The organism is Streptomyces xiamenensis (assembly GCF_000993785.3).
Lineage (GTDB): Bacteria > Actinomycetota > Actinomycetes > Streptomycetales > Streptomycetaceae > Streptomyces > Streptomyces xiamenensis.
Genome location: NZ_CP009922.3, coordinates 3470889 through 3494158, shown reverse-complemented (window position 1 = coordinate 3494158; position 23270 = coordinate 3470889). Strand labels below are relative to the sequence as shown.

At 71.6% G+C, this 23270-nt stretch carries 30 protein-coding genes; 19 read left to right on the top strand and 11 right to left on the bottom strand.

Features of this window, described 5'->3' with window-relative positions; translation table 11 throughout:
- Window positions 1-38: 38 nt before the first annotated feature.
- Entirely contained in the window at window positions 39-1010 is a 972-nt protein-coding gene (locus SXIM_RS16115; RefSeq protein WP_046724487.1) for a zinc-binding dehydrogenase, read from the bottom strand.
- 272 nt (window positions 1011-1282) lie between these two features.
- Between SXIM_RS16115 and SXIM_RS16110 the strand changes: the two genes are divergently transcribed.
- From SXIM_RS16110 to serC, 7 genes are all read left to right on the top strand, one after another.
- A complete protein-coding gene (locus SXIM_RS16110) occupies window positions 1283-2863 on the top strand; it encodes an ATP-binding protein (protein ID WP_046724485.1) in 1581 nt (526 codons plus the stop codon).
- A gap of 27 nt (window positions 2864-2890) precedes the next feature.
- A complete protein-coding gene (locus SXIM_RS16105; protein ID WP_030729336.1) occupies window positions 2891-3337 on the top strand; it encodes a roadblock/LC7 domain-containing protein in 447 nt (148 codons plus the stop codon).
- The gene (locus tag SXIM_RS16100) at window positions 3334-3768 is read left to right on the top strand and encodes a DUF742 domain-containing protein (RefSeq protein WP_046724483.1); all 435 of its coding nucleotides are present in this window, start codon (window positions 3334-3336) and stop codon (window positions 3766-3768) included. Before SXIM_RS16105 ends, SXIM_RS16100 begins: the two co-directional genes overlap by 4 nt.
- Window positions 3749-4399, top strand: coding sequence for a GTP-binding protein (locus SXIM_RS16095; RefSeq protein ID WP_046724481.1), 651 nt, complete (start codon window positions 3749-3751; stop codon window positions 4397-4399). Before SXIM_RS16100 ends, SXIM_RS16095 begins: the two co-directional genes overlap by 20 nt.
- On the top strand, window positions 4396-5673 hold the full coding sequence (locus SXIM_RS16090; protein ID WP_425473466.1) for a cytochrome P450: 1278 nt from the start codon (window positions 4396-4398) through the stop codon (window positions 5671-5673). The genes SXIM_RS16095 and SXIM_RS16090 overlap by 4 nt, the downstream gene beginning before the upstream one ends.
- A gap of 44 nt (window positions 5674-5717) precedes the next feature.
- The gene (locus SXIM_RS16085; protein ID WP_046724479.1) at window positions 5718-6968 is read left to right on the top strand and encodes a cytochrome P450 family protein; all 1251 of its coding nucleotides are present in this window, start codon (window positions 5718-5720) and stop codon (window positions 6966-6968) included.
- A 190-nt stretch (window positions 6969-7158) separates the two neighbouring features.
- Window positions 7159-8277: a phosphoserine transaminase gene (serC, locus tag SXIM_RS16080; RefSeq protein WP_046724477.1), complete on the top strand. Its 1119-nt coding sequence runs from the start codon at window positions 7159-7161 to the stop codon at window positions 8275-8277.
- 13 nt (window positions 8278-8290) lie between these two features.
- Here serC and SXIM_RS16075 read toward each other — a convergent pair whose 3' ends face one another.
- Window positions 8291-9460 carry a GyrI-like domain-containing protein gene (locus tag SXIM_RS16075; RefSeq protein ID WP_046724475.1) on the bottom strand — a complete coding sequence of 390 codons (1170 nt, stop codon included), beginning with the start codon at window positions 9458-9460 and terminating at the stop codon, window positions 8291-8293.
- Between the two features lie 160 nt (window positions 9461-9620).
- Between SXIM_RS16075 and SXIM_RS16070 the strand changes: the two genes are divergently transcribed.
- The 3 genes from SXIM_RS16070 to SXIM_RS16060 are packed head-to-tail and all read left to right on the top strand — an operon-like array spanning window position 9621 to window position 11531.
- The gene (locus tag SXIM_RS16070) at window positions 9621-10121 is read left to right on the top strand and encodes a TetR/AcrR family transcriptional regulator (RefSeq protein ID WP_046724473.1); all 501 of its coding nucleotides are present in this window, start codon (window positions 9621-9623) and stop codon (window positions 10119-10121) included.
- A gap of 13 nt (window positions 10122-10134) precedes the next feature.
- Window positions 10135-10485, top strand: coding sequence for a hypothetical protein (locus SXIM_RS16065; RefSeq protein ID WP_046724471.1), 351 nt, complete (start codon window positions 10135-10137; stop codon window positions 10483-10485).
- Window positions 10486-10502: 17 nt separating this feature from the next.
- The gene (locus tag SXIM_RS16060) at window positions 10503-11531 is read left to right on the top strand and encodes an alpha/beta hydrolase family protein (RefSeq protein ID WP_046724469.1); all 1029 of its coding nucleotides are present in this window, start codon (window positions 10503-10505) and stop codon (window positions 11529-11531) included.
- 222 nt (window positions 11532-11753) lie between these two features.
- Here SXIM_RS16060 and SXIM_RS16055 read toward each other — a convergent pair whose 3' ends face one another.
- From SXIM_RS16055 to SXIM_RS16045, 3 genes are read right to left on the bottom strand one after another with little or no spacing between them, the layout of a single operon-like run.
- Window positions 11754-12176, bottom strand: coding sequence for a hypothetical protein (locus SXIM_RS16055; protein WP_053116217.1), 423 nt, complete (start codon window positions 12174-12176; stop codon window positions 11754-11756).
- Window positions 12173-12382 (bottom strand): hypothetical protein, encoded by a 210-nt coding sequence (locus SXIM_RS16050; protein WP_030729360.1) that lies wholly within the window; start codon window positions 12380-12382, stop codon window positions 12173-12175. The genes SXIM_RS16055 and SXIM_RS16050 overlap by 4 nt, the downstream gene beginning before the upstream one ends.
- Window positions 12379-12771, bottom strand: a complete 393-nt coding sequence (locus SXIM_RS16045; RefSeq protein WP_030729361.1) for a hypothetical protein — start codon at window positions 12769-12771, stop codon at window positions 12379-12381. Before SXIM_RS16045 ends, SXIM_RS16050 begins: the two co-directional genes overlap by 4 nt.
- A gap of 101 nt (window positions 12772-12872) precedes the next feature.
- Here SXIM_RS16045 and SXIM_RS16040 point away from each other — a divergent pair, with 101 nt between their 5' ends.
- The 4 genes from SXIM_RS16040 to SXIM_RS16025 are packed head-to-tail and all read left to right on the top strand — an operon-like array spanning window position 12873 to window position 14323.
- Complete coding sequence (locus SXIM_RS16040) at window positions 12873-13703, top strand: helix-turn-helix domain-containing protein (RefSeq protein ID WP_030729363.1); 831 nt, start codon at window positions 12873-12875, stop codon at window positions 13701-13703.
- Window positions 13703-13894, top strand: a complete 192-nt coding sequence (locus tag SXIM_RS16035) for a DUF397 domain-containing protein (RefSeq protein ID WP_030729365.1) — start codon at window positions 13703-13705, stop codon at window positions 13892-13894. Before SXIM_RS16040 ends, SXIM_RS16035 begins: the two co-directional genes overlap by 1 nt.
- A 17-nt stretch (window positions 13895-13911) precedes the next feature.
- On the top strand, window positions 13912-14112 hold the full coding sequence (locus SXIM_RS16030) for a DUF397 domain-containing protein (protein WP_030729368.1): 201 nt from the start codon (window positions 13912-13914) through the stop codon (window positions 14110-14112).
- A 16-nt stretch (window positions 14113-14128) separates the two neighbouring features.
- On the top strand, window positions 14129-14323 hold the full coding sequence (locus SXIM_RS16025; RefSeq protein WP_030729371.1) for a DUF397 domain-containing protein: 195 nt from the start codon (window positions 14129-14131) through the stop codon (window positions 14321-14323).
- 124 nt (window positions 14324-14447) lie between these two features.
- On the opposite strand, the gene SXIM_RS16020 is transcribed toward SXIM_RS16025, so the two are convergent.
- Together SXIM_RS16020 and SXIM_RS16015 are read right to left on the bottom strand one after the other, a co-directional pair.
- Window positions 14448-15275, bottom strand: coding sequence for an ABC transporter permease (locus SXIM_RS16020; protein WP_046724467.1), 828 nt, complete (start codon window positions 15273-15275; stop codon window positions 14448-14450).
- Entirely contained in the window at window positions 15272-16261 is a 990-nt protein-coding gene (locus SXIM_RS16015; RefSeq protein ID WP_046724465.1) for an ATP-binding cassette domain-containing protein, read from the bottom strand. The genes SXIM_RS16020 and SXIM_RS16015 overlap by 4 nt, the downstream gene beginning before the upstream one ends.
- 84 nt (window positions 16262-16345) lie before the next feature.
- On the opposite strand from SXIM_RS16015, the gene SXIM_RS16010 reads away from it, so the two are divergent.
- On the top strand, window positions 16346-17113 hold the full coding sequence (locus SXIM_RS16010; protein ID WP_046725703.1) for a TetR/AcrR family transcriptional regulator: 768 nt from the start codon (window positions 16346-16348) through the stop codon (window positions 17111-17113).
- Here the strand turns inward: SXIM_RS16010 and SXIM_RS16005 are convergent.
- Entirely contained in the window at window positions 17088-18161 is a 1074-nt protein-coding gene (locus SXIM_RS16005) for an esterase-like activity of phytase family protein (RefSeq protein ID WP_046724463.1), read from the bottom strand. The two genes, SXIM_RS16010 and SXIM_RS16005, sit on opposite strands and share 26 nt — an antisense overlap.
- 61 nt (window positions 18162-18222) lie before the next feature.
- Between SXIM_RS16005 and SXIM_RS16000 the strand changes: the two genes are divergently transcribed.
- Window positions 18223-19221: an aldo/keto reductase gene (locus tag SXIM_RS16000; protein WP_046725702.1), complete on the top strand. Its 999-nt coding sequence runs from the start codon at window positions 18223-18225 to the stop codon at window positions 19219-19221.
- Between the two features lie 117 nt (window positions 19222-19338).
- On the opposite strand, the gene thpR is transcribed toward SXIM_RS16000, so the two are convergent.
- Window positions 19339-19902 (bottom strand): RNA 2',3'-cyclic phosphodiesterase, encoded by a 564-nt coding sequence (gene thpR, locus SXIM_RS15995; protein WP_030729389.1) that lies wholly within the window; start codon window positions 19900-19902, stop codon window positions 19339-19341.
- Window positions 19903-19937: 35 nt separating this feature from the next.
- Here thpR and SXIM_RS15990 point away from each other — a divergent pair, with 35 nt between their 5' ends.
- Window positions 19938-20441, top strand: coding sequence for a GNAT family N-acetyltransferase (locus SXIM_RS15990; protein ID WP_046724461.1), 504 nt, complete (start codon window positions 19938-19940; stop codon window positions 20439-20441).
- A 94-nt stretch (window positions 20442-20535) separates the two neighbouring features.
- Here the strand turns inward: SXIM_RS15990 and SXIM_RS15985 are convergent, their stop codons facing one another.
- Complete coding sequence (locus SXIM_RS15985; protein ID WP_030729395.1) at window positions 20536-21876, bottom strand: MFS transporter; 1341 nt, start codon at window positions 21874-21876, stop codon at window positions 20536-20538.
- Between the two features lie 133 nt (window positions 21877-22009).
- Complete coding sequence (locus SXIM_RS15980) at window positions 22010-22456, bottom strand: MarR family transcriptional regulator (protein WP_030729398.1); 447 nt, start codon at window positions 22454-22456, stop codon at window positions 22010-22012.
- Between the two features lie 150 nt (window positions 22457-22606).
- Here SXIM_RS15980 and SXIM_RS28160 point away from each other — a divergent pair, with 150 nt between their 5' ends.
- Window positions 22607-22933 carry a hypothetical protein gene (locus tag SXIM_RS28160; protein WP_043177086.1) on the top strand — a complete coding sequence of 109 codons (327 nt, stop codon included), beginning with the start codon at window positions 22607-22609 and terminating at the stop codon, window positions 22931-22933.
- Between the two features lie 16 nt (window positions 22934-22949).
- Window positions 22950-23264, top strand: coding sequence for a DUF2530 domain-containing protein (locus tag SXIM_RS15970; protein WP_030729401.1), 315 nt, complete (start codon window positions 22950-22952; stop codon window positions 23262-23264).
- Window positions 23265-23270 lie beyond the last annotated feature (6 nt).

Genomic DNA, 23270 nt, shown 5'->3' with positions numbered 1-23270 from the left:
CGCACCGGCCGGAGGTGACCGACCACCGCCCCGCCGGGTCACAGCAGGAGCAGGGTCTTGCCCAGCGCGGTGCGGTCCTCCATGGCCGCGTGGGCGGCGGCGGCGCGGTGCAGGGGGAAGGTCTGGCCGATGACGGGGCGGATCTCGCCCGCCGCCGCGCGGGTCATCATCCGCCGGGCCCAGCGGCCGGTGTGCGGTCCGAAGCCGTACAACTGCTCGATGCCGATCACCTCCACGCCGCGCCGCCGTGCCTCGTCCGGGCCGATGACCGTGGCCTCGCCGCCGGCCGCGCCGTGCACCGAGAACCGGCCGCCGCGCGCCGTGACTGTGAACGCCTCCCGTCCGATCCGGCCGCCCACCCCGTCGAAGACGAGGTCGGCCCCCGTACCGCCGGTGGCCTCGCGGACCCGTGCCGTCCAGTCCGGCGCGGTGTAGTCGACGGCCACCTCCGCGCCCAGTTCGCGGGCCAGCGCCAGCTTGCGCCCGCCCCGCGCGGCGGCGATGACGCGCGCGCCCGCCGCACGGGCGAGCTGCACCAGCAGGCTGCCGACCCCGCCGGCCGCCGCCTCCACCAGGACCCACTCGCCGCGGTGGAGACCGGCCCGCTCGGCCAGGCCCTGGGCGGTGGCGCCGTCGCTGTACAGGGCGGTGGCCTCGGGCAGGCCCAGCCCGTCCGGCACCCGGAAGAGGTCCCGCTCCGCCACGGCCGCCCGCTCGGCGAAGCCCCCGGTCTCGCCCGTGCCGGCCAGCACACGGCGCCCGCGCCACCGCGGGTCCACTCCCGCGCCGACGGCGCCGACCCGGCCCGCGACGAGGCCGCCGGGGATGTACGGCAGCCGCGGTGTGGCGTGCCAGGGGTCGGTGCCCTGCCGGATCCGCGTCTCGACGAACGTCATGCCCGCCACGGCGGCGTCCACGACCACCTGCCCCTGCCCGGCCACCGGGTCGGGTGCCTCACCGGTCACGAGTACCTCGGGGCCCCCGAAGCGGACCACCCGCACCACTCTCATCGCACGTGCTCCCGTCCGTTGTGTCCTGCGCTGTCGTTCTCCGGCCGAGCGTGCGACATCAAGTGCGGTTGAGGTCAATCCGGGGAGGCGGGGTGCGTTGGCATATACCCGCAGCCGATGATCAAGCCCGAATCATTTCCATTGCCATGAGAACCCAAAAGGACGCAGAACTCTCCTATAGTGTTCGGCAATTGATCGAGGTGGTTCCGCTCCACCGTCCCCGACACCGACACCGACACGCCCGCTCCGCATCTGTCCGAGGTCTTCGATTGATGACAGCGCATTCCCCCACCGCGCACCCCGGGACGGAGCGTTCCCCGCTGCGGCAGGCACTGCTGGTCCTGGCGGCAGGCGCCCTCACCATCGGCGTACTCACCGCCGCCGGCTGGCTGCTGCTCGGTGACGGAGTCCTGGAGCGGCCCAGCACCTGGGTCGCCCAGGCCATCGCCGCCGGCCTGGTCATCACTCTCGCCGTCGCCACCCACGCCCGCCACACCGTCGCCGCGCTCCGCGCCGAGCTGGCCGAACGCGAGCGGCGCGCCCAGCATTTCGCCGGCCACACCGTGCCCGCGCTCGCCGCCCGGCTGCGCACCGGCACCTCCGCCGCCACCGCGCTGGCCACCGCCGAGACCCCGGCCGACGACGCCCACCGCCGCGTCATGACGCTGCTCGCCGAAGAGATCAGCCGCAGCGAGACCAGCAAGGCCGCCGCCATGGCCGCCTGCGCCAACGCCGCCGGACGGATGCAGGCGCTCGCCACCTCCATGCTCGCCGACCTGCGCGAGATGGAGCACCGGCACACCGACGAGGCCGTCCTCGGCGACCTCCTCCACCTGGACCACCGCACCGCCCAGGCCGGGCGGCTCGCCGACTCCATCGCCGTACTCACCGGGGCCCGTTCCGGCCGCCGCTGGGCCAAGCCCATCGTCATGGAGTCCATCCTGCGCGGCGCCATGGGCCGCATCGGCGGCTACCAGCGGGTGCGGCTGCACTCCGCCAGCCGGCTCTCGGTCGCCGGGCACGCCGCCGAGGGCGTCATGCACGCCCTCGCCGAACTCCTGGACAACGCCGCCAACTTCTCCCCGCCCACCGCCGAGGTCCACGTCTACGTCGAAGAGGTCCCCTCCGGGGTCATCATCACCGTCGAGGACTCCGGGCTGGTGATGAGCGAGGTCGCGCTGCGCCGCGCCGAACGCGCCGTCTCCGCCGCCCCGCTGGACCTCACCGCCCTGTCCGGTACGCGGCTCGGCCTGGCCGTGGTCGGCGCGCTCGCCCGCAAGCACGGCATGTCGGTTTCCTTCCGGCCCTCCGCCCGCGGCGGCACCGGCGCGCTCATGATGATCCCGCAGGAACTGATCTCCCGCCCCAAGCCGGACGCCACCCCGGCCGTCGCGCCGCCCGAGCCGGCCACCACCGGCTCCGGCCGCACCCGCGGTGCCCGTACCGAACGCCCGGCGCTGCGCGAGGTCACCGCCGTTCCGGCGCCGACCGCCGAGCACGCCCCGGCCGGCCAGGAGCCGGAGGACGCCCCGGCGCCGCCGGACGGCACCGAGTACGGCGAGAGCGGCCTGCCCAAGCGGCGCCGCGGCCGTACCCTCGCCGCCGCGCACACCGACCACGATCCGCCCACCCGCAAACTGCGGCCCCGCGCCAACCACTCCCCGGCCGAATCGGCCGCCCGCTTCGGCACCTTCCGCCGCGCCGTACGGGGCGAGACCCCGGCCGCGAAGGACGCTCCCGCCCGCGACCTCGCCCCGGGCCGGGACGCCCAGGGCACCGGCTCCGCCGCCGGCGACGACACCGGCCCCGGCGCCGACACCCAGACACTCCAGCCGGAGGACGAGAACCGATGACCGCACGAGCCATGGGGGAATACACCGATGCCCGGCAGTAGTACCGCAGCCACCTCAGCCACCGGGGACGACGAGCTGAACTGGCTGCTGGAGAGCCTCCAGCAGCGCACGCCGGGCACCCGGCACGCCCTGGTGCTCTCCCGCGACGGCCTCAAGCTGTTCCACACCCCCGAACTCTCCGAGGACCAGGCCGACCAGCTCTCCGCCATCGCCTCCGGCGTGCAGAGCCTGTCGTACGCCGCCTCCATCGAGTTCGGCGACGGGACGGGCGGCGTACGGCAGTCGATGACGGAGTTCCACGGCGGGCTGCTGTTCATCGTCGAGGCCGGGGACGGCGCCCATCTGGCCGTCGTCGCCACCGAGAACGCCGATGTCGGCCTGGTGGGGCACAACATGAACGAACTGGTCGAGCAACTGGGCGACCACCTCAGCTCGCCACCGCGCGAGCAGCCCGACGGCGGCGGGCGGCCATGAGCCGCCCGGGCCGGGACGAGGACCCCGACCGGCTCTACACCCTCACCGGAGGGCGCAGCCGGGCGGGCTCCGCCGCCGCGTTCGACCTGGTCACGCTGGTGGTGAGCGAGGGGGAGCCGACCGCGGGCATGCAGTCGGAGCACGCCACCATCCTGCGGCTGTGCCAGTTCCCCACGGCCGTGGTCGAGATCGCGGCCGAACTGAAGCTGCCCATCAGCATCGTGAAGATCCTGCTGTGCGATCTCCTCGACGAGGGCCGCATCACCGCCCGCCATCCGCGTACCGCCGCGGTCCCGCCCCCGAGGTCGGGACCTGGCCGCACCGCGATGGCGGCCACCGGCACCGGCGGCCCGGCCGCCGCGCACGCCGCCGCCCCCCTACCCGATCCACATCTCCTTGAGCAGGTGCTCGTTGGACTCCGCAACCTCTGACCATCCGCCGCTGCCCGAGCGGCGAGAGCGGCGCATCCCGCTGGGCGGCAGCGCCGACAACGGGCTGAAGATCGTTGTCGTCGGCGGCTTCGGGGTCGGCAAGACCACCATGGTCCGCTCGGTCAGCGACATCCGGCCGCTGAACACCGAGGAGGTCATGACCCAGGCGGGCGCGGACGTGGACGACCTGTCCGCCGTGCGCGGCAAGACCTCCACCACCGTGGCCTTCGACTTCGGCCGGATCTCCCTCAACGAACAGACCGTGCTGTACCTGTTCGGGGCACCCGGGCAGGAACGGTTCTGGTTCCTGTGGGACCGGCTGTTCGCCGGCACGCTCGGCGCCGTCGTCCTGGTGGACACCCGCCGGCTCGCCGACTCCTGGTACGCGATCGACCGCCTGGAGCAGCACGGCACGCCGTTCATCGTGGCCCGCAACGACTTCGGCGGACCGCCGCACACCCAGCAGCAGATCAGGGACGCCCTGGACCTGCCCGAGCACATCCCGCTGCTCGACTGCGACGCCCGCTCCCGGCAATCCAGCAAGCAGGTCCTGATCACCCTCGTCGAGCATCTGCACGCTCTGTCCACGTCCACCGCCGGCCGGCCGGTTCAGGAGACGACCACACCGTGACCTCACCCCAGCACCCGCCCACCGCCGGCGGGACCACCCCGCCCCCCGGCTGCCCCGCGCACGCCGGAGCCGTACCGCTGTCCGGGCCCCGGTTCCAGACCGAACCGGCCGAGCTGTACCGGGAGATGCGGCGCGACCACGGCGCGCTGGCCCCGGTGACGCTGGCCGGTGACGTCCCCGCCTGGCTGGCGCTGGGCTACCGCGAACTGCACCAGATCTACAGCGATCCGGTGCTCTTCAGCCGCGACTCGCGGCACTGGCGGCTGTGGGACACCATCCCGGCCGACTGGCCGCTGCGCCCGATGGTGGACCACTCCTTCGATTCGGTGCTGTGGACGACCGGCGAGCGGCACTCCCAGCGGATCGCCATGACCGAGAACGCGCTGGAGGGTGTCGACGGCTTCGAACTGCGCCGCACCGCCGAGGAGATCGCCGACCGGCTGATCGACGCGTTCTGCGGGCAGGGCGAGGCCGAGCTGATCTCGCAGTACGCCACGCTGCTGCCCGCGCTGACGCTGGTGCGGGCGTGCGGCTACCAGGACGACGAGGGCCCGGGACTGGCGCACTCCATCAACGAGTTCCTCAACGGGACCGAGGAGTCGCTGAAGGCGTTCCGCCACTTCCACGCCGCCACGTACGCGCTGGTGGACGCGCGCCAGCAGGCCGCCTCCGCCGACATCGCCTCCCGGATGCTGGCCCACGGCGGGTACGGGCGCGAGGAGATCGTGCAGGACCTGGCGGTCATCATCGTCTCGGGCCAGCAGCCCACCGCCGACTGGATCGGCAACTCGCTGCGGCTGATGCTCACCGACGACCGCTTCGCCGCCTCCCTCACCGGCGGCCGGCACTCGGTCAACGAGGCCATGAACGAGGTGCTGTGGGAGGACGCCCCACTGCAGAACTCGGTGGCCCGCTTCGCCACCCGCGACGTGCAGCTGGGCGGGCAGCACATCCGGGCCGGCGACATGGTGATCATGGGCATCGCCTCCGCCCACCACGACCCGCAGATCCGCACCGGCGGCACGTCGTTCACCGGCGGCAACAACGCCAACTTCGCCTTCGGGCACGGCGACCACCGCTGCCCCTACCCCGCGCAGGAAATCGGCGAGACCATCGCCAGAACCGGCATCGAGGTGCTCCTGGACCGCCTGCCGGACGTCGAACTGTCCATCCCCGAGGCCGCCCTGGTGTGGCGCCCCTCGGTGTGGATGCGTGGCCTGACCGCGCTGCCGGTGCGCTTCACCCCGGCACCGGCGGCACGGTCAATCAGATGAGAGGTACCCCCGTGAGACCTGACTCAGTGAGAGGTTCCCGATAGATGACCTGCCCCGTGCAGCACAACGGCTCCGCCCCCTTCGTACTCGACCCCTACGTCAAGGACCTGCTCGGGGAGGGCGAGCGGCTGCGCGCCGCGGGGCCGCTCGTCCGGGTGGAACTGCCCGGGGGCGTCACCGCCTTGGCGGTCACGCACCTCGCCGAGGCCCGCAAGCTGCTGACCGACCCGCGGCTGGTGAAGGACGTGAACCAGTGGGGTCCGTGGCAGCGGGGCGAGATCGGGGCCAACTGGCCGCTGCGCGCGCTGGTCGACCCGGGGCCGAGCATGCTGGTGGTCGACGGTGAGGAGCACCGGCGGCTGCGTACCCCGGTCTCCCAGGCGTTCACCCCGCGCCGGGTGGAGGCCATGCGGCCGCGGGTGGCCCGGATCACCGAGGAGCTGATCGAGGAGCTGGCGGCCCGGGACAACGGGGAGCCGGTCGATCTGAAGCCGGCGTTCGCGTACGAGCTGCCGATGCGGGTCATCAGCGACCTGATGGGCCTGGAGGCGGCGGGCGACAACCGGCTGCGCGAGCTGTTCGACTCGCTGTTCTCCAGCTTCACGCCGCCCGAGGGGCTGCCGGCGGTGCTGGAGGAGCTGTCCACCCGCTTCACGGCGATGGTGGCGGAGAAGAAGCGCAACCCGGGCGATGACCTGTCCAGCGCGCTGCTGAACGCCGCCGAGGAGGGACTGGCGCCGCTGGCCGACGAGGAGGTGGTCGCCACCATCCAGGTGATCATCGCCGCCGGTCACGAGACGACCATCTCGCTGCTGCTCCAGGCCGTGCGCGGGCTGCTCAGCCACCCCGAGCAGCTGGCGCTGGCGACCTCGGGGAAGGTCGGCTGGGACGCGGTGGTGGAGGAGGCGCTGCGCTGGTCGCCGCCGATCACCCATGTGCTGATGCGGTTCGCGTCCGAGGATGTCGAGATCGGCGACACGGTGATCGCGAAGGGCGAGGGCCTGGTGCTCTCACTCGGGCCGATGGGCATGGACGAGGCCCAGTTCGGTCCCACGGCGCGCGAGTTCGACATCACGCGGGAGCAGCCGATCCGGCATCTGTCGTTCGGGCACGGCACGCATGTGTGCCCGGGGGCGCCGCTGTCGCGCCTGGAGGCCGAGCTGGCGCTGCCCGCGCTCTTCGAGCGGTTCCCGGACATGCGGCTGGCGGTGCCGGCCGAGGAGCTGCACAACAATCCGTCGGTCACGCAGAACGACCTGGCGTCGCTGCCCGTGCTGCTGTCCGGCCGGAACTGAGCCGGAGCACCCTTCACCCCCGTCAACCGGGTGCCCGCCGCCCTCACCCCCGCGACCTGCGGGGGTGAGGGTGGTACGCGGGCGTACGCAGGCTCCGGAGCCACTCGCGGACCGTCCGCCTGGTGATGATTTCCGTCTCACCGGACGGACAAGGTACGGATGGACCCCCCGGACGGACTACGCTCCGCTCGTGGCCGACATCGAGATTCCCGCTGACATCAAGCCCGCCGACGGCCGGTTCGGCGCTGGCCCCTCCAAGGTCCGCACCGAGGCGCTGAACGCCCTCGCGGCGACCGGCAGTTCCCTCATGGGCACCTCACACCGGCAGGCTCCGGTGAAGCGCCTGGTGGGGCGGGTGCGCGAGGGTGTGCGCGAGCTGTTCTCGCTCCCCGAGGGGTACGAGGTGGTGCTCGGCAACGGTGGCTCCACCGCCTTCTGGGACATCGCGACGCACGGCCTGATCGAGGCGAAGTCGCAGCACCTGACGTTCGGCGAGTTCTCGTCGAAGTTCGCCAAGGCGGCGCGCCTGGCGCCGTGGCTGGACGAGCCGACGGTGATCAGCTCCCAGCCCGGCACCCACCCGCTGCCGCGCGCCGAGCGGGGCGCGGACGCGTACGCCCTGACCCACAACGAGACCTCGACGGGTGTCGCGGCACCGATCGAGCGGGTGGCGGGCGCCGACGAGGGCTCGCTGGTGCTGGTCGACGCCACCTCGGGCGCGGGCGGGCTGCCCGTCGACATCACCGAGACGGACGTGTACTACTTCGCGCCGCAGAAGTCGTTCGCGTCGGACGGCGGACTGTGGATCGCGGTGTTCTCCCCGGCCGCCCTGGCGCGGGCCGAGCGGATCGCCGCCTCCGGCCGGCACATCCCCGAGTTCTTCTCGCTGCCGACCGCCATCGACAACTCCCGCAAGGACCAGACGTACAACACCCCGGCGCTGGCCACGCTGTTCCTGCTGGCGGAGCAGCTGGAGTGGATCAACGGCCAGGGCGGCCTGGAGTGGTCCACCGCCCGCACCGCCGACTCGGCGGCGCGGCTGTACGGCTGGGCGGACAAGTCGGAGCGGGCCACCCCGTTCGTGACCGACCCGGCGCAGCGCTCGCAGGTGATCGGCACCATCGACTTCGCCGACGACGTGGACGCGGCGGCGATCGCCAAGGCGCTGCGCGCCAACGGCATCGTGGACACCGAGCCCTACCGCAAGCTGGGCCGCAACCAGCTGCGGATCGCGATGTTCCCGGCGATCGACCCGGCGGACGTCGAGGCCCTGACGGCGTGCGTCGACTACGTGATCGAGCGCCTGTAACCGGCGGGCTGTTTTACCGGTCGTCCCGGTCGACGGGTTCGACCGGCTGACGCAGGACCGTCCTCAGCTTCTCGGGGGCGGTCCTGCGCGGGTCTTTGAGGTACACCTCGTGGTGCGCGCCGGCCGGTCGCAGGCCGTGGGCGGCGAGGTAGGTGGCGTGCAGCTGCGTCATCAGCGGTGTCTCGTCGTCGTAGGACCCGATGTGCAGCACCTGGGCGCTGCGGCCCTCGTGGAGGGTGAGCGGGCGGACCTCGGAGATGACGGGGTTCTTCTTCTTGGCGAGGGCGGTCTCCCTGGCGTCCTCGATCATCCCGTCGGTGATCCAGGAGGGCAGGCTGATGAGCATCGTCCAGTTCCAGGCGTCCTTGGCGCGGCTGGTGAAGACCCCGGGATCGGGTGACCACCACAGTCCTTCCAGCGGGCCGACGACGAAATCGCCGTCCGGGGTGCCCTTGCTCGCGAACTTGAGGGTGTACGCGACCCCGTAGAGCGCTTCGACCGCGCGGGCGTAGGCGGGCGCGGTGTTCGGGTCCCCCGTGCCGTCGACGGCGAGGAACCGCTGCTCGGGGACGTCCACGAGGTCCCAGGTGGTGTTCTTCGGGGCGTAGAGCGCCTTGTGCTCGCGCTTGACGTCGTACGGTGCCACGGCTGTCTCTCCCTGTGCTCGGTAGCGGTCCAGCCACGCCTGTTCGGCGGTCAGCTGGCCGAGGGTGTAGTCGAAGATCGCGCGGACGAACTCCGGGGCGTGCCGGTCCTCGTGGGCCGCCCGGCGGACGGCCTCGACGCGCTCGGCCAGCGCGGCGGCCCGCCGGTCGAGGGCGGCGCGTACGTCCTCGGGTGCGACGGCGGGCTGGTTGGCCAGCCCGACCAGGACGCGCGGGAAGACCGGGTGGATCTCCGCGATCGCCAGTTCGGCGGCGAGCGCGCACACCCGGCGGCCTTCGTCGGTGGCGGCGTACACCTTGCGCGCCTTGCCGCCGGCCGGGGGCGCGTCCCCGGCGGGGGCGATCAGTTCGCGCTCGCGGAGTTTGGTCAGCAGGTAGTAGATCGAGCTGAACCCGATCTCCGTCCACTCCCGCATCCCGCGTTCGGTGATCACCGCTTCCAGCTCGTATCCGTGTCGGGGTCGCTCCACCAGCAGCCCGAGCAGCGTCAGCTCGGCGGCGGACAGGTCCGGCTTCATGCCGACTATCCTAGCGCTAGAATAAGCGGTGGGAATCACGGCCGGCGAGGAGTCGGGGAGATCAGCCGCCCGGCAAGCCCGAAGACCACTGTCGGCGCCGACGGCGGTAGAGGAACGATCGTTCTTGACTGATCATTCCCGAACGTCATAGGGTCATGTCATGGGAAGACCAAGGGCGTTCGACGAGGACGTGGCGGTCCGCGCAGCCGTGGATCTGTTCGGCAGCCGTGCCTACGACGGGGTGTCCGTCGACGATCTCGTGGCGCACCTCGGTGTGCACCGCAACAGCCTGTACAAGACGTTCGGCAGCAAGCGCGGTCTCTACATGGCCGCCCTGCGCCGCCACCTCGCCGATGACGTCCGCCCCCTGGTGGACACGCTCGCCACCGCTGCGGACGCGGCGACCGCGCTGCGGCTCATCACCTCCGCCGACCTCGGTCTGCTGCTGCTCGCGGTGGCCGAACGGGCGCCGGCCGACGAGGAGGTCGCCGCCGAGGTGACGGCCGCGCTCGACGCGGTCGACCGGGCGATCGCCGACGCCCTCGGCATTCCCGCCCCCCTGGCCGCCGCCCTCACCGCCACCGCACTGGGCCTGCTCCTGCGCGGAAGCTCCGACAGCGTCGGCGCCACGCTGTCCCAACGCCTCGATCTTCTCGTCTGACAAGGAAACCCACATGGCACTGGTTCGCATCGACGGCGACGACCTCGTCGTCGTGATCGAGGGACTCCACAAGGTCTGGGCGCTCAAGAGCAGCCTGACCATCCCCCTGGCGCACGTGCGGGGCGCGACCGCCGACCCCGGCATGATCGCCGAGCCCAAGGGGATCCGCGCACCGGGCACCCGCGTCCCCGGCCTCATCACGGCGGGCACGTTCCACCTCAATGGCGAGAAGGTGTTCTGGGACGTCAGGGATCCGGCGAAGACCGTCGTGGTCGAACTCGCCGATCAGGAGTACGCGCGGCTGGTCCTCCAGGTCGACGACCCCCGCGCCACCGTCGCACTGGTCGAGAACGCCCTTACCTGAGCCGAAGGAGACACCCGATGTTCCTCCGTTTCGCCGCGGTCGCGATGGCCCTGGCCTTCACGACCGTCACCCCGGCCGAGGCGGCTCCGCGCCTGGTGCCCGCCGCCGACCGCGAGGTCGTCTTCACCGTTGACGGGACGACGACGTACGGCACCCTGCACGTCCCCGAGCACCGGCCCGGGCAACGACTGCCGGCCGCGCTGCTGCTGCCCGGCAGCGGGCCCACCGACCGCGACGGCAACCAGCCACCCGCGCTCACCCCGAACACCCTGGCCCTGGTGGCCGAGGCCCTCGGCGAAGACCAGGTCGCCACGCTGCGGTTCGACAAGTACGGCACCGGCCGCACCGGCCTCGGCGCCTATGAGGACCGCCCCGAGGAGCTCGATCACCCGGCCTTCGTCCGCCAGGCCCAAGCCGCCTACGGGGTGTTGCGCGACCAGCCGGAGACCAACCGGCACGCGCTGACGATCGTCGGGCACAGCGAGGGCGCGATGACCGCGCTGCAACTGGGCGGCACCGTCCACCCGCGCCCCACCGGCCTGGCACTGCTGCAACCGCAGGCGATACGCCTGCTGGACCTGGTCACCCTTCAACTGAAGGACCAGATCGCCGAGGCGACCCGGCAGGGGCAGTTCACCCCCGAGGAGCAGCGCGTCATCAACACGGCGATCGACGCCGCCGTCACCGCGATGCGCGAACGCCGTCCGGTCGACACCACAGAGCTGCCGGCCCCCATCGCCCAACTCTTCGAAGCCTTCCAGGGAACGAGCCATCAGTTCGTGATGACCTCCGACGCCATCCACCCGCCGGACACCGTCGCCGCACTCCGGCCCGGGACCAGGGTGCTCGTGACCTGCGGCACGAACGACCCCCAGGTCCCGTGCGCCACGACCGACGCCCTGACCACAGCCCTGCGCCACGCACACGTCGGCACACCGGGCCGGGTGACCCTGCACGGAGTGGACCACCTCCTGCACGACGACGCCCACCCGGACACCCTCGCCCCGGCCGTGCTCAACGCCTTGCACCGCTTCACGAAGTGCTGAGACGGCGGCCCATGAGCGAAGCCCCGAACGGCCTCCACTCCCCCGCCGCCCAGCCGCGAACGCCCCGTTGAGCACGCGCCGTTGACCGCGCCATGAACGCCGTGGCGCGGTCGGGATGTACGAGCCTCGCGATTCAGGTCACCCGACCGATTCCGCGACGGGGCGTCGTCCACACGTTGTCCGCAGAGCCGTTGGCCCTGTGGACAACGGAGGTTGAGGACGTCAGGAAACGCGGCCAGGCGGCGCTTCCCGCCCGGTGATGAGCCGGTGCCACAGGCGGCCGAGGGCTGTGCGGGGACGGCGGTGGCGGGTGCGGCGGTAGTTGATCGGTTCGGGGCGGGGCGGGTCCTCCGGGGCTATGTACAGCGGGACCTTGAACCCTGAGGCGTCGGTGGGGGCTTCGCGCATGGCGTCGGCGTAGTCGATGATCGTGTGGTGCAAGCGGGCCAGGCACGGCTCGCAGACGTAGAACTGGGCGTAGTGCCCGGCGGTGGATGCCGAACCCAGCCACAACACCCACGTGCAGCGGTTTCCGCACCACAGCCAACAGCGACCCAGCACCCATTCCGAGCGGTCGCCCACGCGGGGCGGGGCGGGCCGGGTGTCGGCGAACGTCAGGTCCGGCAGCCGGGGAACGGACGTCATGACCGCCGCCTGCTGTTGAGGCGCGTCCCGGTCAGCCGCGAACGGGCGTGCAGGGTCAGTGCCTCCCCCGTCGCGAACTCCAGCCGGCGTCCGCCCCGCGTCGTGAGGATCAGATCGGCCACCACCAGCGCCCGCCCGCCGACCTGGATCACGTCACCGACCAGCACCGTCTCAGCGGTGATCTCGACCACCTCCGGAACGCTCATGCCGACTCCCCCGGCATCACGGCCGCCAACTGCCGCACCGTCGCGGGCCGCAGATCAGCAGCCGGTGTGTGGTTCTCGAACGAGGGGTCCCCGTACGCCCGCACCCGGATGAGCGCGCCGGCTGTGTAGACGACCACCACGACGCGCTCCAGCTCGGCACTCCACATCACCGCCCCCGGCGACAGATGCTGACGGGCGAGCCCGCAGACCAGGTCAGGCACGAGCCGCCGCACAATGCCCAGCGACATCCGATGGACCGAGATCGTGGGCGAGAGCCCGGGATTGAGGCTGACCTGTGTCGTGGAGACGCCCAGCAGGGCCAGGGCCTCGCGCAGTTGAAGGAGTTCCATCGGGACTTGGGGGAGTTCCAGCCGTTCGGTCGTACGCACGACCGCTCCTCTCCGTAGTGAATCCACTACCAGCGGGATTTAGCGTCGCCCAGGTCCGGGAAGTCTTCAACTTGCATTTACTGCACAGACGGTTGGGGCAACTGTTGAACCGAAAAGAGCTGGATCCCGATGAATCACCGAGCGCGGCCTTCGGAGAGCGTCTGCGCACGTTGCGCGACGAACGCGGTTGGACCCAAGACGAGCTGGGCGAACGCCTTGGGTACTCGGGAACGCACATTTCGGCCATCGAAACTGGGCGCCGTCCTCCAACTCGCCGCTTCACTTCATCCGCTGACAAGGTGTTCGGGACAGGTGACCGACTCGAACGCCAGGGCCAGGCGGTGCGGCGTACCGCCATACTCGAAGGCTTCCCGGAGTACGTCTCCAACGAAGGGCGCGCGACGGAGATCCGGTTCTTTGAACTGGGTATCGTCCCGGGACTCCTCCAGACTCCGGAGTACGCATCGGCCATCACCACGGGTGCCGTGCGGCGTGGAGCGATCACCGAACAACAGGCGGACGAGCGGCTGGCACTGCTCGCGAAGCGACAAGCGTCCCTGGAACGGATCCCGACGCCGCAGGTCTACGCGGTGCTGGACGAGAGTTGCATCCGGCGGCAGGTAGGCGACTCCAGGGTGATGGCCGCGCAGCTGGATCGGCTTGTCGCATTCGCCGAGCTGCCCTCCACCGTGCTTCAGGTGGCGTCATACGATCTCGGCGAGCGACGCGCGTTCGACCTCCCGCTCTATGTGTTGACGATGCCGGACCGTTCGCTCATGTCGTACGCGGAGTCCGCTCACAAGGGTCATCTTGAGCGAGAAACTGCGTTCGTGATGCCCATGTTGACGGCATACCATCAACTACAGGCCGAATCCTGTTCGCAGGTGGAATCCGTGGCCTTGGTCAATCAGGCACGAAAGGGAACCCGGTGATGACCGAAACTGCCCGCTGGTTCACGTCCTCCTACAGCAGTAACGGCGGCGCCTGCATCGCGGTCGCCACGAACCTCGCCTCATCCCACGGCGTGGTTCCCATCCGCGACTCCAAGCAGCACGACGACGGGCCCGTGGTGGCCTTCCCCACCACCGCCTGGGCCACGTTCGTCAGCTCCCTGAAGCACTGACGGCGAAAAGACACCCCGTGACGACCGCACCCGAGTCCCCCCGCTGGTTCACGTCCTCCTACAGCAGCAATGGCGGCCAGTGCATCGAGGTCGCCGCCAACCTCGCCGCTTCCCACGGCGTGGTCCCCGTCCGCGACTCCAAGCAGCACGACCACGCGCCCGTGGTGGCCTTCCCCACCACCGCCTGGGCCACGTTCGTCAACTCCCTGAAGCAGTGACGTCGAAGGGCATCACATGACGACCGAGTCCCCCCGCTGGTTCACGTCCTCCTACAGCAACAACGGCGGCAACTGCGTGGAGGCTGCGGCGAACCTCGCCTCATCCCACGGCGTGGTCCCCGTCCGCGACTCCAAGCAGCACGACCACGGGCCCGTGGTGGCCTTCCCCACCACCGCCTGGGCCGCGTTCGTCACCGCGCTGAAGCGGTGATCCGCCTCGCTGCCCCCTGCCGGAGCCGGCAGGGGGCGAGCGCGAGCAGCAGCGGTTGAGGCGGACCCTTCCGGCGGTCCCGTCCCCCGCGTCCCTCCGCTGAACCAGGCCGTGTGGTGCGTGGTCAGCCGCTCAGGCGCTGGTATTTGCGGATGGCCAGGGGGAGAACGACGGCCGTGATCAGCAGGGGCCAGACCACCGCCATCAGCAGGGCGTTCTCCTCGATCCAGCTGCCGCCGGTGGGCATCGGGTTGCCGAAGAGTTCGCGGATGGCCCCGGCGGTGGCCGAGACCGGGTTCCACATCGCGATGGTGCCCAGCCAGTCGGGCATCAGCGAGGGCGGGGTGAAGACCGAGGAGACCATGCCGAAGGGGAACGCGACGGCGAACAGGTTCCCCGCCGCCTCGGTGTTGGGCACCAGCAGGCCCAGCAGCACGCCGATCCAGATGAGCGCGAAGCGCAGCAGGAGCAGCAGGCCGAAGGCCGCCAGCGAGGCGAGCGGGCCGCCGTCCGAGCGCCAGCCGATGACCAGCGCGATGCCGGCCAGGATCAGCAGGTCCAGCCCGGCGTGCAGCACATCGGAGACGCCGCGCCCGGTGACGACCGCCGAGGGCGCCATGGGCATCGAGCGGAACCGGTCGATGACCCCGCGTTCCTTCTCGACGGCCACCGCCATCGCGGTGTTCATGAAGCCGAAGGCCATGGTCATGGCGAACATGCCGGGCATGGCGTACGAGACGTAGTCGGCGCCGTCGCCGACGTCCATGGCGCTGCCGAAGACGTACACGAACAGCAGCACCGAGACGATGGGGAAGCCCAGTTGCCAGGCGATGACGGCGGGCTCCCGCACCAGGTGGGTCAGTTCGCGGCGGACGAGGGTCCAGCAGTCGCGGACGGCCCAGTGCACGCGGCGTTCCGGGCCGTCGAGGGTGGGGATGTCGGTGCTGCTCATGCGGGGGTCGGCTCCTCGTTCGGCGCGTCCGGCGTGGTGTCGGTGTCGGTGTCGGTCAGCCGCAGGTACACCTCGTCGAGGGTGGGGCGGCGCAGTCCGATGTCGGTGACGGCGATGCCCTGGTCCTGGAGGGTGCGGGCGACCTCGGTGAGCGCGGGCACGCCGTCGCGGACGGGGGCGGTGACCCGCAGTCGTTCCGTGTCGTGTTCGGGCTCCGCGCCGTCGGTGGCGACGCGGGCGACGGCCTTGATCGCGGCGGGCAGGTCGGCGGGTCCTGCCACCACCACCTCCAGGCGGTCGCCGCCGAAGGCGCGCTTGAGGGCGGCCGGGGTGTCCTCGGTGACCTTGCGGCCGTGGTTCATGACGACGATCCGGTCCGAGAGCTGGTCGGCCTCGTCCAGATAATGGGTGGTGAGCAGCACGGTGGTGCCGGTGGTGGTGAGCCGGCGGACCGCGTCCCACACCTCGCCCCGGCCGCGCGGGTCGAGCCCGGTGGTGGGCTCGTCCAGGAAGAGCACCTCGGGCGCCAGCACCATGCTCGCGGCGAGGTCGAGGCGGCGGCGCATGCCACCGCTGAAGGACTTGGCGGGGCGGTCGGCGGCCTCGGTGAGGCTGAACTGCTCCAGCAGCGCCTCGGCGCGGGCGTCCGCCCGGCGGGCGTCGAGGTGGAAGAGCCGGCCGAACATCCGCAGGTTCTGGCGGGCGGTGAGGATCTCGTCGACCGCCGGGTGCTGGCCGGTGAGTCCGATCCGGCGCCGCACCGCGCGCGGGTCGCGCCGTACGTCGACGCCGGCCACCTCGGCCCGGCCGCCGTCGGCGCGGATGAGGGTGGTGAGGATGCGCACGGCGGTGGTCTTGCCGGCGCCGTTGGGCCCGAGCAGTCCGCAGACGGTGCCGCTCGGCACGGCCAGGTTCAGGCCGTCCAGGGCCGTCTTGGCCTGCTTCCCGTAGGTCTTGCGCAGATCTTCCGCGCGGATGGCGATCATGGCCCCCCTCTACTGAGTACAGTGTACGCGGCACAGCGTACGCCGTACCCAGTAGAGGGGGACAGTGATTAAATGGGCCACACCATGAGCACGGCACACAACGGCGGCAGCGAGGACATCACGCGCAGCCTGCGTCTGATGTGGGAGGGGCGGGAGACCCCGAACCGCGGCCCGCGCCCCGGGCTCAGCCTGGACGCCATCGTCACCGCCGCCATCGAACTCGCCGACCGCGACGGGATCGCCGCCCTGTCCATGCGCAAGGTCGCCGCCGAACTCGGCGTCGGCGCCATGAGCCTGTACCGGTACGTCCCGGGCAAGGAAGAACTCCTGGACCTGATGCTCGACCGGGTCAACGGCCCCGACCCCGGCGAGACCATGGAGCCCGCCCCCGGCACCGGCTGGCGCGAACGCCTCGAACAGGTCGCCCGCGGCTCCTACGCCACCTACCTGCGCCACCCCTGGCTGCTCCAGGTCAATCAGTCACGCCCGCTGCTGGGCCCCAACGCCCTGCTGGGCTTCGAGTTCTCCCTCACCGGGCTGCGCGGACTGCCCCTCAGCGGCCGGGAGAAGGTCGCCGTCATCCAGACCCTCGACGCCTACGTCACCGGGCTGGCCCGCACCCACGTCCTGGCCCAGCAGCTCTCGGAGCAGAGCGGCATGAGCGACCAGGAGTTCTGGGACACCCAGGCGCCCCTGATGGAGATCGCCCACCGCTCCGGCGCCTACCCCGAGGTCTTCGCGCTGTCCGAGGACGCCTTCGACATCACCGGGGACGAGATCTTCGCCTTCGGCCTCGACCGGGTGCTCGACGGCCTCGCCCGCTACTTCACCCGTCCCGCCGACGACGGCTGAACAGCAGGCGGCGCAGCGCCACCACCAGGACCGTTCCCAGCGCGAAGGTCGCCAGCAGCCGGGTGAACGCGGCGGAGTCCTCCTCCGCCCCGCCCTGCGCGTCCGGGTCGGCCGGGTCATTGCCCTGCGCGGGCGGTACGGCACCGGAGTCCGCCTCCCCCTCGTCCTCCCCGTCGCCCTCCGGCTCCTCCTCCCGCAGGCTCTCCGGCAGCAGCTCGCCCTTCAGCTCCACCGGCACCACCTCACTGCGCTCCCCCTCCGAGCCGTACATCAGGTACCGCCCGTCCGGCGTGAACGTCATCGACTCGCCCTGCGGCTGCGCCGGGATCAGCAGCTGCCGGTTGATCTGCTCCCCCAGCCCCTCCTCCGTCCACTCATACATCCGGGCGGTGAAGTACCCGCGCAGCGCCAGCCGGGTACCGTCCGGTGAGAACGCTCCGTCCGTCATCCACAGGTCGATGTCCGCGACCCGCTCGAAGGTGTTGACCTCCGTCGTCGACAGCGTCTCGGGCCCGGCGTACAACGCCCCAGGCTCCTTGCGCTTCTTGCTGGCGATGTAGACCCGCCCGGTCTGCGGATGCACCATCAGTGACTCGGCGTCCCGCGGCCCGTCGTCGTACCGCACCCGGTAGACGTCCGGCACGACCGTCGCGTCCGCCAGCACCTCCGGTTCGGGCACCCGGTAGATCCACACCTCGTCCCAGCCGCCGTCGAAGTTGTCCCCGATGTCCCCGACGTACAGCGCCCCGTCCGGGCCGAAGTGGATCGCCTCCACATCGCGCATCTCGGCGCCCTGGAGGGTGAGGGTGGCCACGGTCCGCCCGGTGGCCGCGTCCACGGCGTACAGGTACGGGCCGTACCCGCTGTCGTTGTGCGTCCAGTACACCCCGGGGTGCCGGGTGGAGGCAGCCAGACCGCTGGACTCCGTGATCCGCTCGTCCTCGATGGTGAACCGCTGGGGCGCCTCGTCCTGCGTCGGGCGCGCCCCGGGCGCCGCCGCCAGCAGCACCGCGCTCATCACTCCGGCAGCCGCACTCCAGACCGTCATGCGCCCAAGAGTGCCAGAACACGCTTGCCTGGAGCGCACTCCAGGGAGTTCAGTGGCGATCATGAAGTACACACAGCTGGGCCGCACCGGCCTCAAGGTCAGCCGTCTCGTCCTGGGCACCATGAACTTCGGCCCGTTCACCGACGAGGCGGGCTCGCACGCCGTCATGGACGCCGCCCTGGGCGCCGGCGTCAACTTCTTCGACACCGCCAACGTCTACGGCTGGGGCGAGAACAAGGGCCGCACCGAGGAGATCGTCGGCTCCTGGTTCGGGCTCGGCGGCGGGCGGCGCGAGAAGACGGTGCTGGCCACCAAGGTGTACGGCTCGATGCACCTGGGCGAGGGCGACCCCTGGCCGAACGAGGACCGGCTGTCCGCCCTCAACATCCGGCGCGCCGTCGAGGCCAGCCTCAAGCGGCTGAACACCGACTACATCGACCTCTACCAGTTCCACCACGTGGACCGGCACACCCCGTGGGAGGAGATCTGGCAGGCCATCGACGTCCTCGTCCAGCAGGGCAAGATCCTGTACGCCGGCTCCAGCAACCACGCCGGCTGGCACATCGCGCAGGCCAACGAGGCCGCGGCGCGGCGCGGCTCGCTCGGCCTGGTGAGCGAACAGTGCCTGTACAACCTGGTCGAGCGGCGCGCCGAGATGGAGGTGATCCCGGCCGCCGAGAGCTACGGGCTCGGCGTGATCCCGTGGTCCCCGCTCAGCGGCGGGCTGCTGGGCGGCGCCATCCGCAAGGAGAACGAGCGCGGTGAGCGCCGCAGCGGCGGCGGCCGGGCGGCCGAGGTGCTGGCCGACCCGGTACGGCGGGCGCAGGTGCAGGCGTACGAGGACCTGGTGGCCGAGCACGGCCTGGAGCCGGGCGAGGTGGGTCTGGCCTGGCTGCTGACCCGGCCCGCCGTCACCGGGCCGATCGTCGGGCCGCGGGTCGCCGAGCAGCTGGAGTCCGCGGTGCGGGCGGTGGAGCTGGAACTGAGCCCGGAGCTGCTGGCCAAGCTGGACGAGATCTTCCCCGGCCCGGGCCCCTCCCCCGAGGCGTTCGCCTGGTAGGCCGCGCGCGGCCCGTCAGCCGAAGAGGGCGGACAGCGCCACCACGGCCAGGATGAGCACGAGCGCGCCGCTGACGATGCGGGTTCGGGTCTTGGTGTTCACGCGCTCAAAGGTAGCTCAGCCGCCGGCGCCGCCACCCAGCGGCCACGACGCCTCCGTGCTGTAGCGGGAGCCGTCGGGACCGGTCTCGCTGCGCACCAGCACCAGCTCGCCGGCCGCCCACGGGCGGCCGGCGAAGGCGTCGAGGCGCTCGGCGTACGGGGCCAGCGCGGTGCGCGCGCCGCGCCGGGCGAGGGCGACCGTCAGGTGCGGTACGTACCCGGGCCGCTCGTCGGGCAGCAGGCCCAGGGTGGTGCCCGTGTCGCGGGCCGCCGTCGCCAGGGCGGTCAGGGGTTCCGTGTCCCCGTCCACCCCGGCCCACAGCGCGCGGTCGCCGAACCGGCCACCGCCCGCCAGCCGCAGGGTGAGCGTGCTCCCTGCGGCGGCCACCGCCCCCAGGCGCTGCCGCAGTTCGGGGACGAGTTCGTCGGGGACCTCGCCGTAGAAGGCGAGCGTGAGATGCCACCCGGCCACCGGCGTCCAGCGCACGCCCTCCGCGTCCTCGCGGCGCAGCGGGCGCACCGCCCGTTCCAGTTCCCGTAGCGCCCCGTCGTCCGGGAAGAGCGCGGCGAAAAGTCTCATGGGTGCGATGTCCCCCCTGGTTAGGATCGGGCCACATGAAGATCCGATCGGGTGGCAGTGACGATATTCCCCTCATACTCGGCATGCTGGACGGTGCCGTGGAGTGGCTGGCGGCCGGCGGACGGACGGGGCAGTGGGGCAGCGAGCCGTGGTCGGGGCGGCCCAGGGCGGTGGCGCGGGTCGGGGAGATCGTCGCGGAGGGGACTCCGTGGGTCGCCGAGATCGACGGGGAGCCGGCCGGGACGATGACGCTCACCCCGGGCCCGGGACCGTACATCGCGCCCGCCGGGGAGCCCGAGGTGTATGTGCATCTGCTGGTGACCGACCGGCGCTTCGCGGGGCGGGGCGTGGGGGCCGCGCTGCTGGAGCACGCCGTGGCCGAGGCCCGGCGGCAGGACATCTCGCTGCTGCGCGTCGACTGTTACGCGGGGGACGACGGGCGGCTGCTCGCCTACTACCTCGCGCAGGGGTTCGGGCTGGTGGAGCGGTTCACCGCGAACGGGGACTGGCCGGGCGCCCTGCTGGCCCGCCGGATCTGACGGGGCCTGGCCCGCACGACGGTGGGGCGGTGGCCCGTACGGAGTGCGTCCGTGCGGGCCACCGCCCCACCGGGTGGCCGGTATCGCGGGCCGGTCAGGCCGTGGTGGCCACCGGCTGCGGATCGCGGGGCACCAGCGCCAGCGCCCGGCGCCCGGCCCGCAGGTCGATGCGCAGCCGCAGGCCGCCGATTCTCGCGAGCACCAGGGCGAGCGCCATCGTGCCCAGCAGGCAGATCGCCCCGCCCGAGGCCATGCCGACCCGGGGGCCGAAGCTGTCGGTGACCCAGCCGACCACCGGCGCGCCGATCGGCGTGCCGCCGAGGAAGACCATCATGTAGAGGCTGATCACCCGGCCCCGCATCTCCGGGTCGGTGTTCAGCTGGATGCCGGCGTTCGAAGACACCTGGAAGGTCATCGCCACCAGGCCCATCGGCACCATCAGCACCGCGTAGACCCAGAAGAACGGCGCGGCCGAGGACAGCATCAGCACCGCGGAGAACAGCGCCGCGGCGGCGAAGGTGAAGCGCATCCGCCGGCTGCCGCGCCGGGCGGCCAGCAGCGCGCCGACGACCGAGCCGGCGCCCATCAGGGTGTTCAGCAGGCCGTAGCTGCCGGCCCCGGCGTCGAAGACGCCGTCCGTGAAGGCGATGGCCCACACCGGGAAGTTGAACCCGAAGGTGCCGATGAAGCCGACCAGCACGATCGGCCACAGCAGTTCGGGGCGGCTGCCGACGTAGCGCAGCCCCTCGCGCAGCTGGCCCTTCCTGCGTGGGGCGCGGAGGGAGGCGTTCAGTTCGGAGGAGCGCATCATCATCAGGCCGACGATGGGCGCGGCGAACGAGAGCCCGTTGACGATGAACGCCCAGCCACCGCCCACGGCGGTGATCAGCACACCGGCGACGGCGGGGCCGATGAGGCGGGCGGAGTGGAAGTTCGCGGAGTTCAGGGAGACCGCGTTCGGCAGCAGCCGGGGGCCGACCATGTCGGCCACGAAGGTCTGGCGGGTGGGGTTGTCGACCACGGTGACGACGCCGACCACGAAGGCCAGGGCGTACACGTGGTACACGTTCACATGACCGGTGATGGTCAGGGCGCCCAGCAGCAGGCCGGTCAGGCCCAGCGAGGACTGGGTGACGAACAGGAGCCGCCGCTTGTCGAAGCGGTCGGCGAGGACTCCGCCGTAGAGGCCGAACAGCAGCATCGGCAGGAATTGCAGGGCGGTGGTGATACCCACCGCGGCGGCGGATCCGGTCAGCTCGTGCACCAGCCAGTCCTGGGCGATCCGCTGCATCCAAGTACCGATGTTCGATATCGAGGACCCGAAGAAGAACATCCGGTAATTGCGGACCGCGAGGGAGCTGAAGGTCGTGAGGGGGGCGTCGTGGTGATCGTCGGTCGGTGCGGGTGCGGAGTCTGCTCCGGGTCCCGAACTCAAGAGGACACTCCTTTGTGCGGTGGTGCCAGTGGTGCGGTTCGTGCGGTTCGTGCGCGTCGTGCGGGTGATGCGGTCGTGCGGGTGTCGTGCGGTGGTGCGTGGCTCCGTGCGGCGGTACGCGGTGCGGAGCCGGCTAGAGGTGCGCGAGCTTGTGCAGGACGGGGGCGGCCTCGCGCAGGGCGGCCCACTCCTCCTCGTCGAGTTCCTCGGCGAGCTGCGTCAGCCAGGCGTTACGCTGGCTGCGGCTCGCCTCCAGCACCGCCTCGGCCTCGTCGGTGGCGGCGACCAGCTTCTGCCGCCGGTCCTCGGGGTGCGGTTCGAGACGGACCAGGCCCCGGTCCACGAGCAGGGCGATGATGCGGGTCATGGACGGCGGCTGGACGTGCTCCTTGCGGGCCAGCTCGCCCGGGGTCATCGCGCCGCAGCGGGCCAGGGTGCCCAGGGCCGACATCTCGGCGAGGCTGAGCGTGCGGTCCACCCGCAGATGGCGCAGGCGGCGGGAGAGCCGCAGGACGGCGATGCGCAGGGTGTTGACCGCTTCGGCATCGTCGGCGCGGGCGGCCGGCGTCACGTTGGGCATGTACACCACCATAGCTCATTAGCTTGCCTAACGAAATATACGCGCATGCCACGCCGCCGCGCACCAGGAACACCCCCCAAGACCACCCTTTCGAGTGACCCTGTACGGAAAGCAGTTGCGCGCCGCCGGGCGGCCGGGACCGTATTTCCCATGACATCCCCCACACCCGTCCCGGGAACCTCCTCCTCCGTCCTCAGCATCCGGATAGCGGACGCCCTGCTGGCCCAGCTCACCGCACACGCCGCCCGGCGCGGACTCCCGCTCCAGGACTACGTGCTGCGGATACTCGCCCGCGAGGACTTCGACGAACGGTTCCACTCCTGCGTCCAGCGCAGCGCCCTGCTCGCCAGGGGAGTGCCGACCGGACCGGGTCCGGGAGAGGGTCCACCACACAGTCCCGGGGGGACCACCTCATCCCGCCGCGTCACCGCCCCCGGTTACGCTGAGCACCGCTACCTCGGGGACGGGACGGGATAGGACGGGAAGGCACGGCATGCGGCTGGGCGATTGGACCGACGGCAAACGGGTGGCACCGGAGCCGCTGGAGGGCAATGTGGTGGCGACCATCACGGTCGGCACCCTCATCTGGGGCGCCCTCTTCGTGGTCCAGGTCCCCTTCTACAGCTGGTTCAGCGACCACGATCACACGTGGTGGGTGTGGACCTGCCTGGCCGGAACCGGTCTGGGACTGCTGGGTCTGTGGATCGTACGGAGGCGCGAAGCCGCCCTGTACGCTGCCCGGAACAGCGGCCGGGACGCGCACGGACCGTCCGCCGATGGCGGGCCCAGTGAGCAGCCCGCCCCTTAGAGGGAC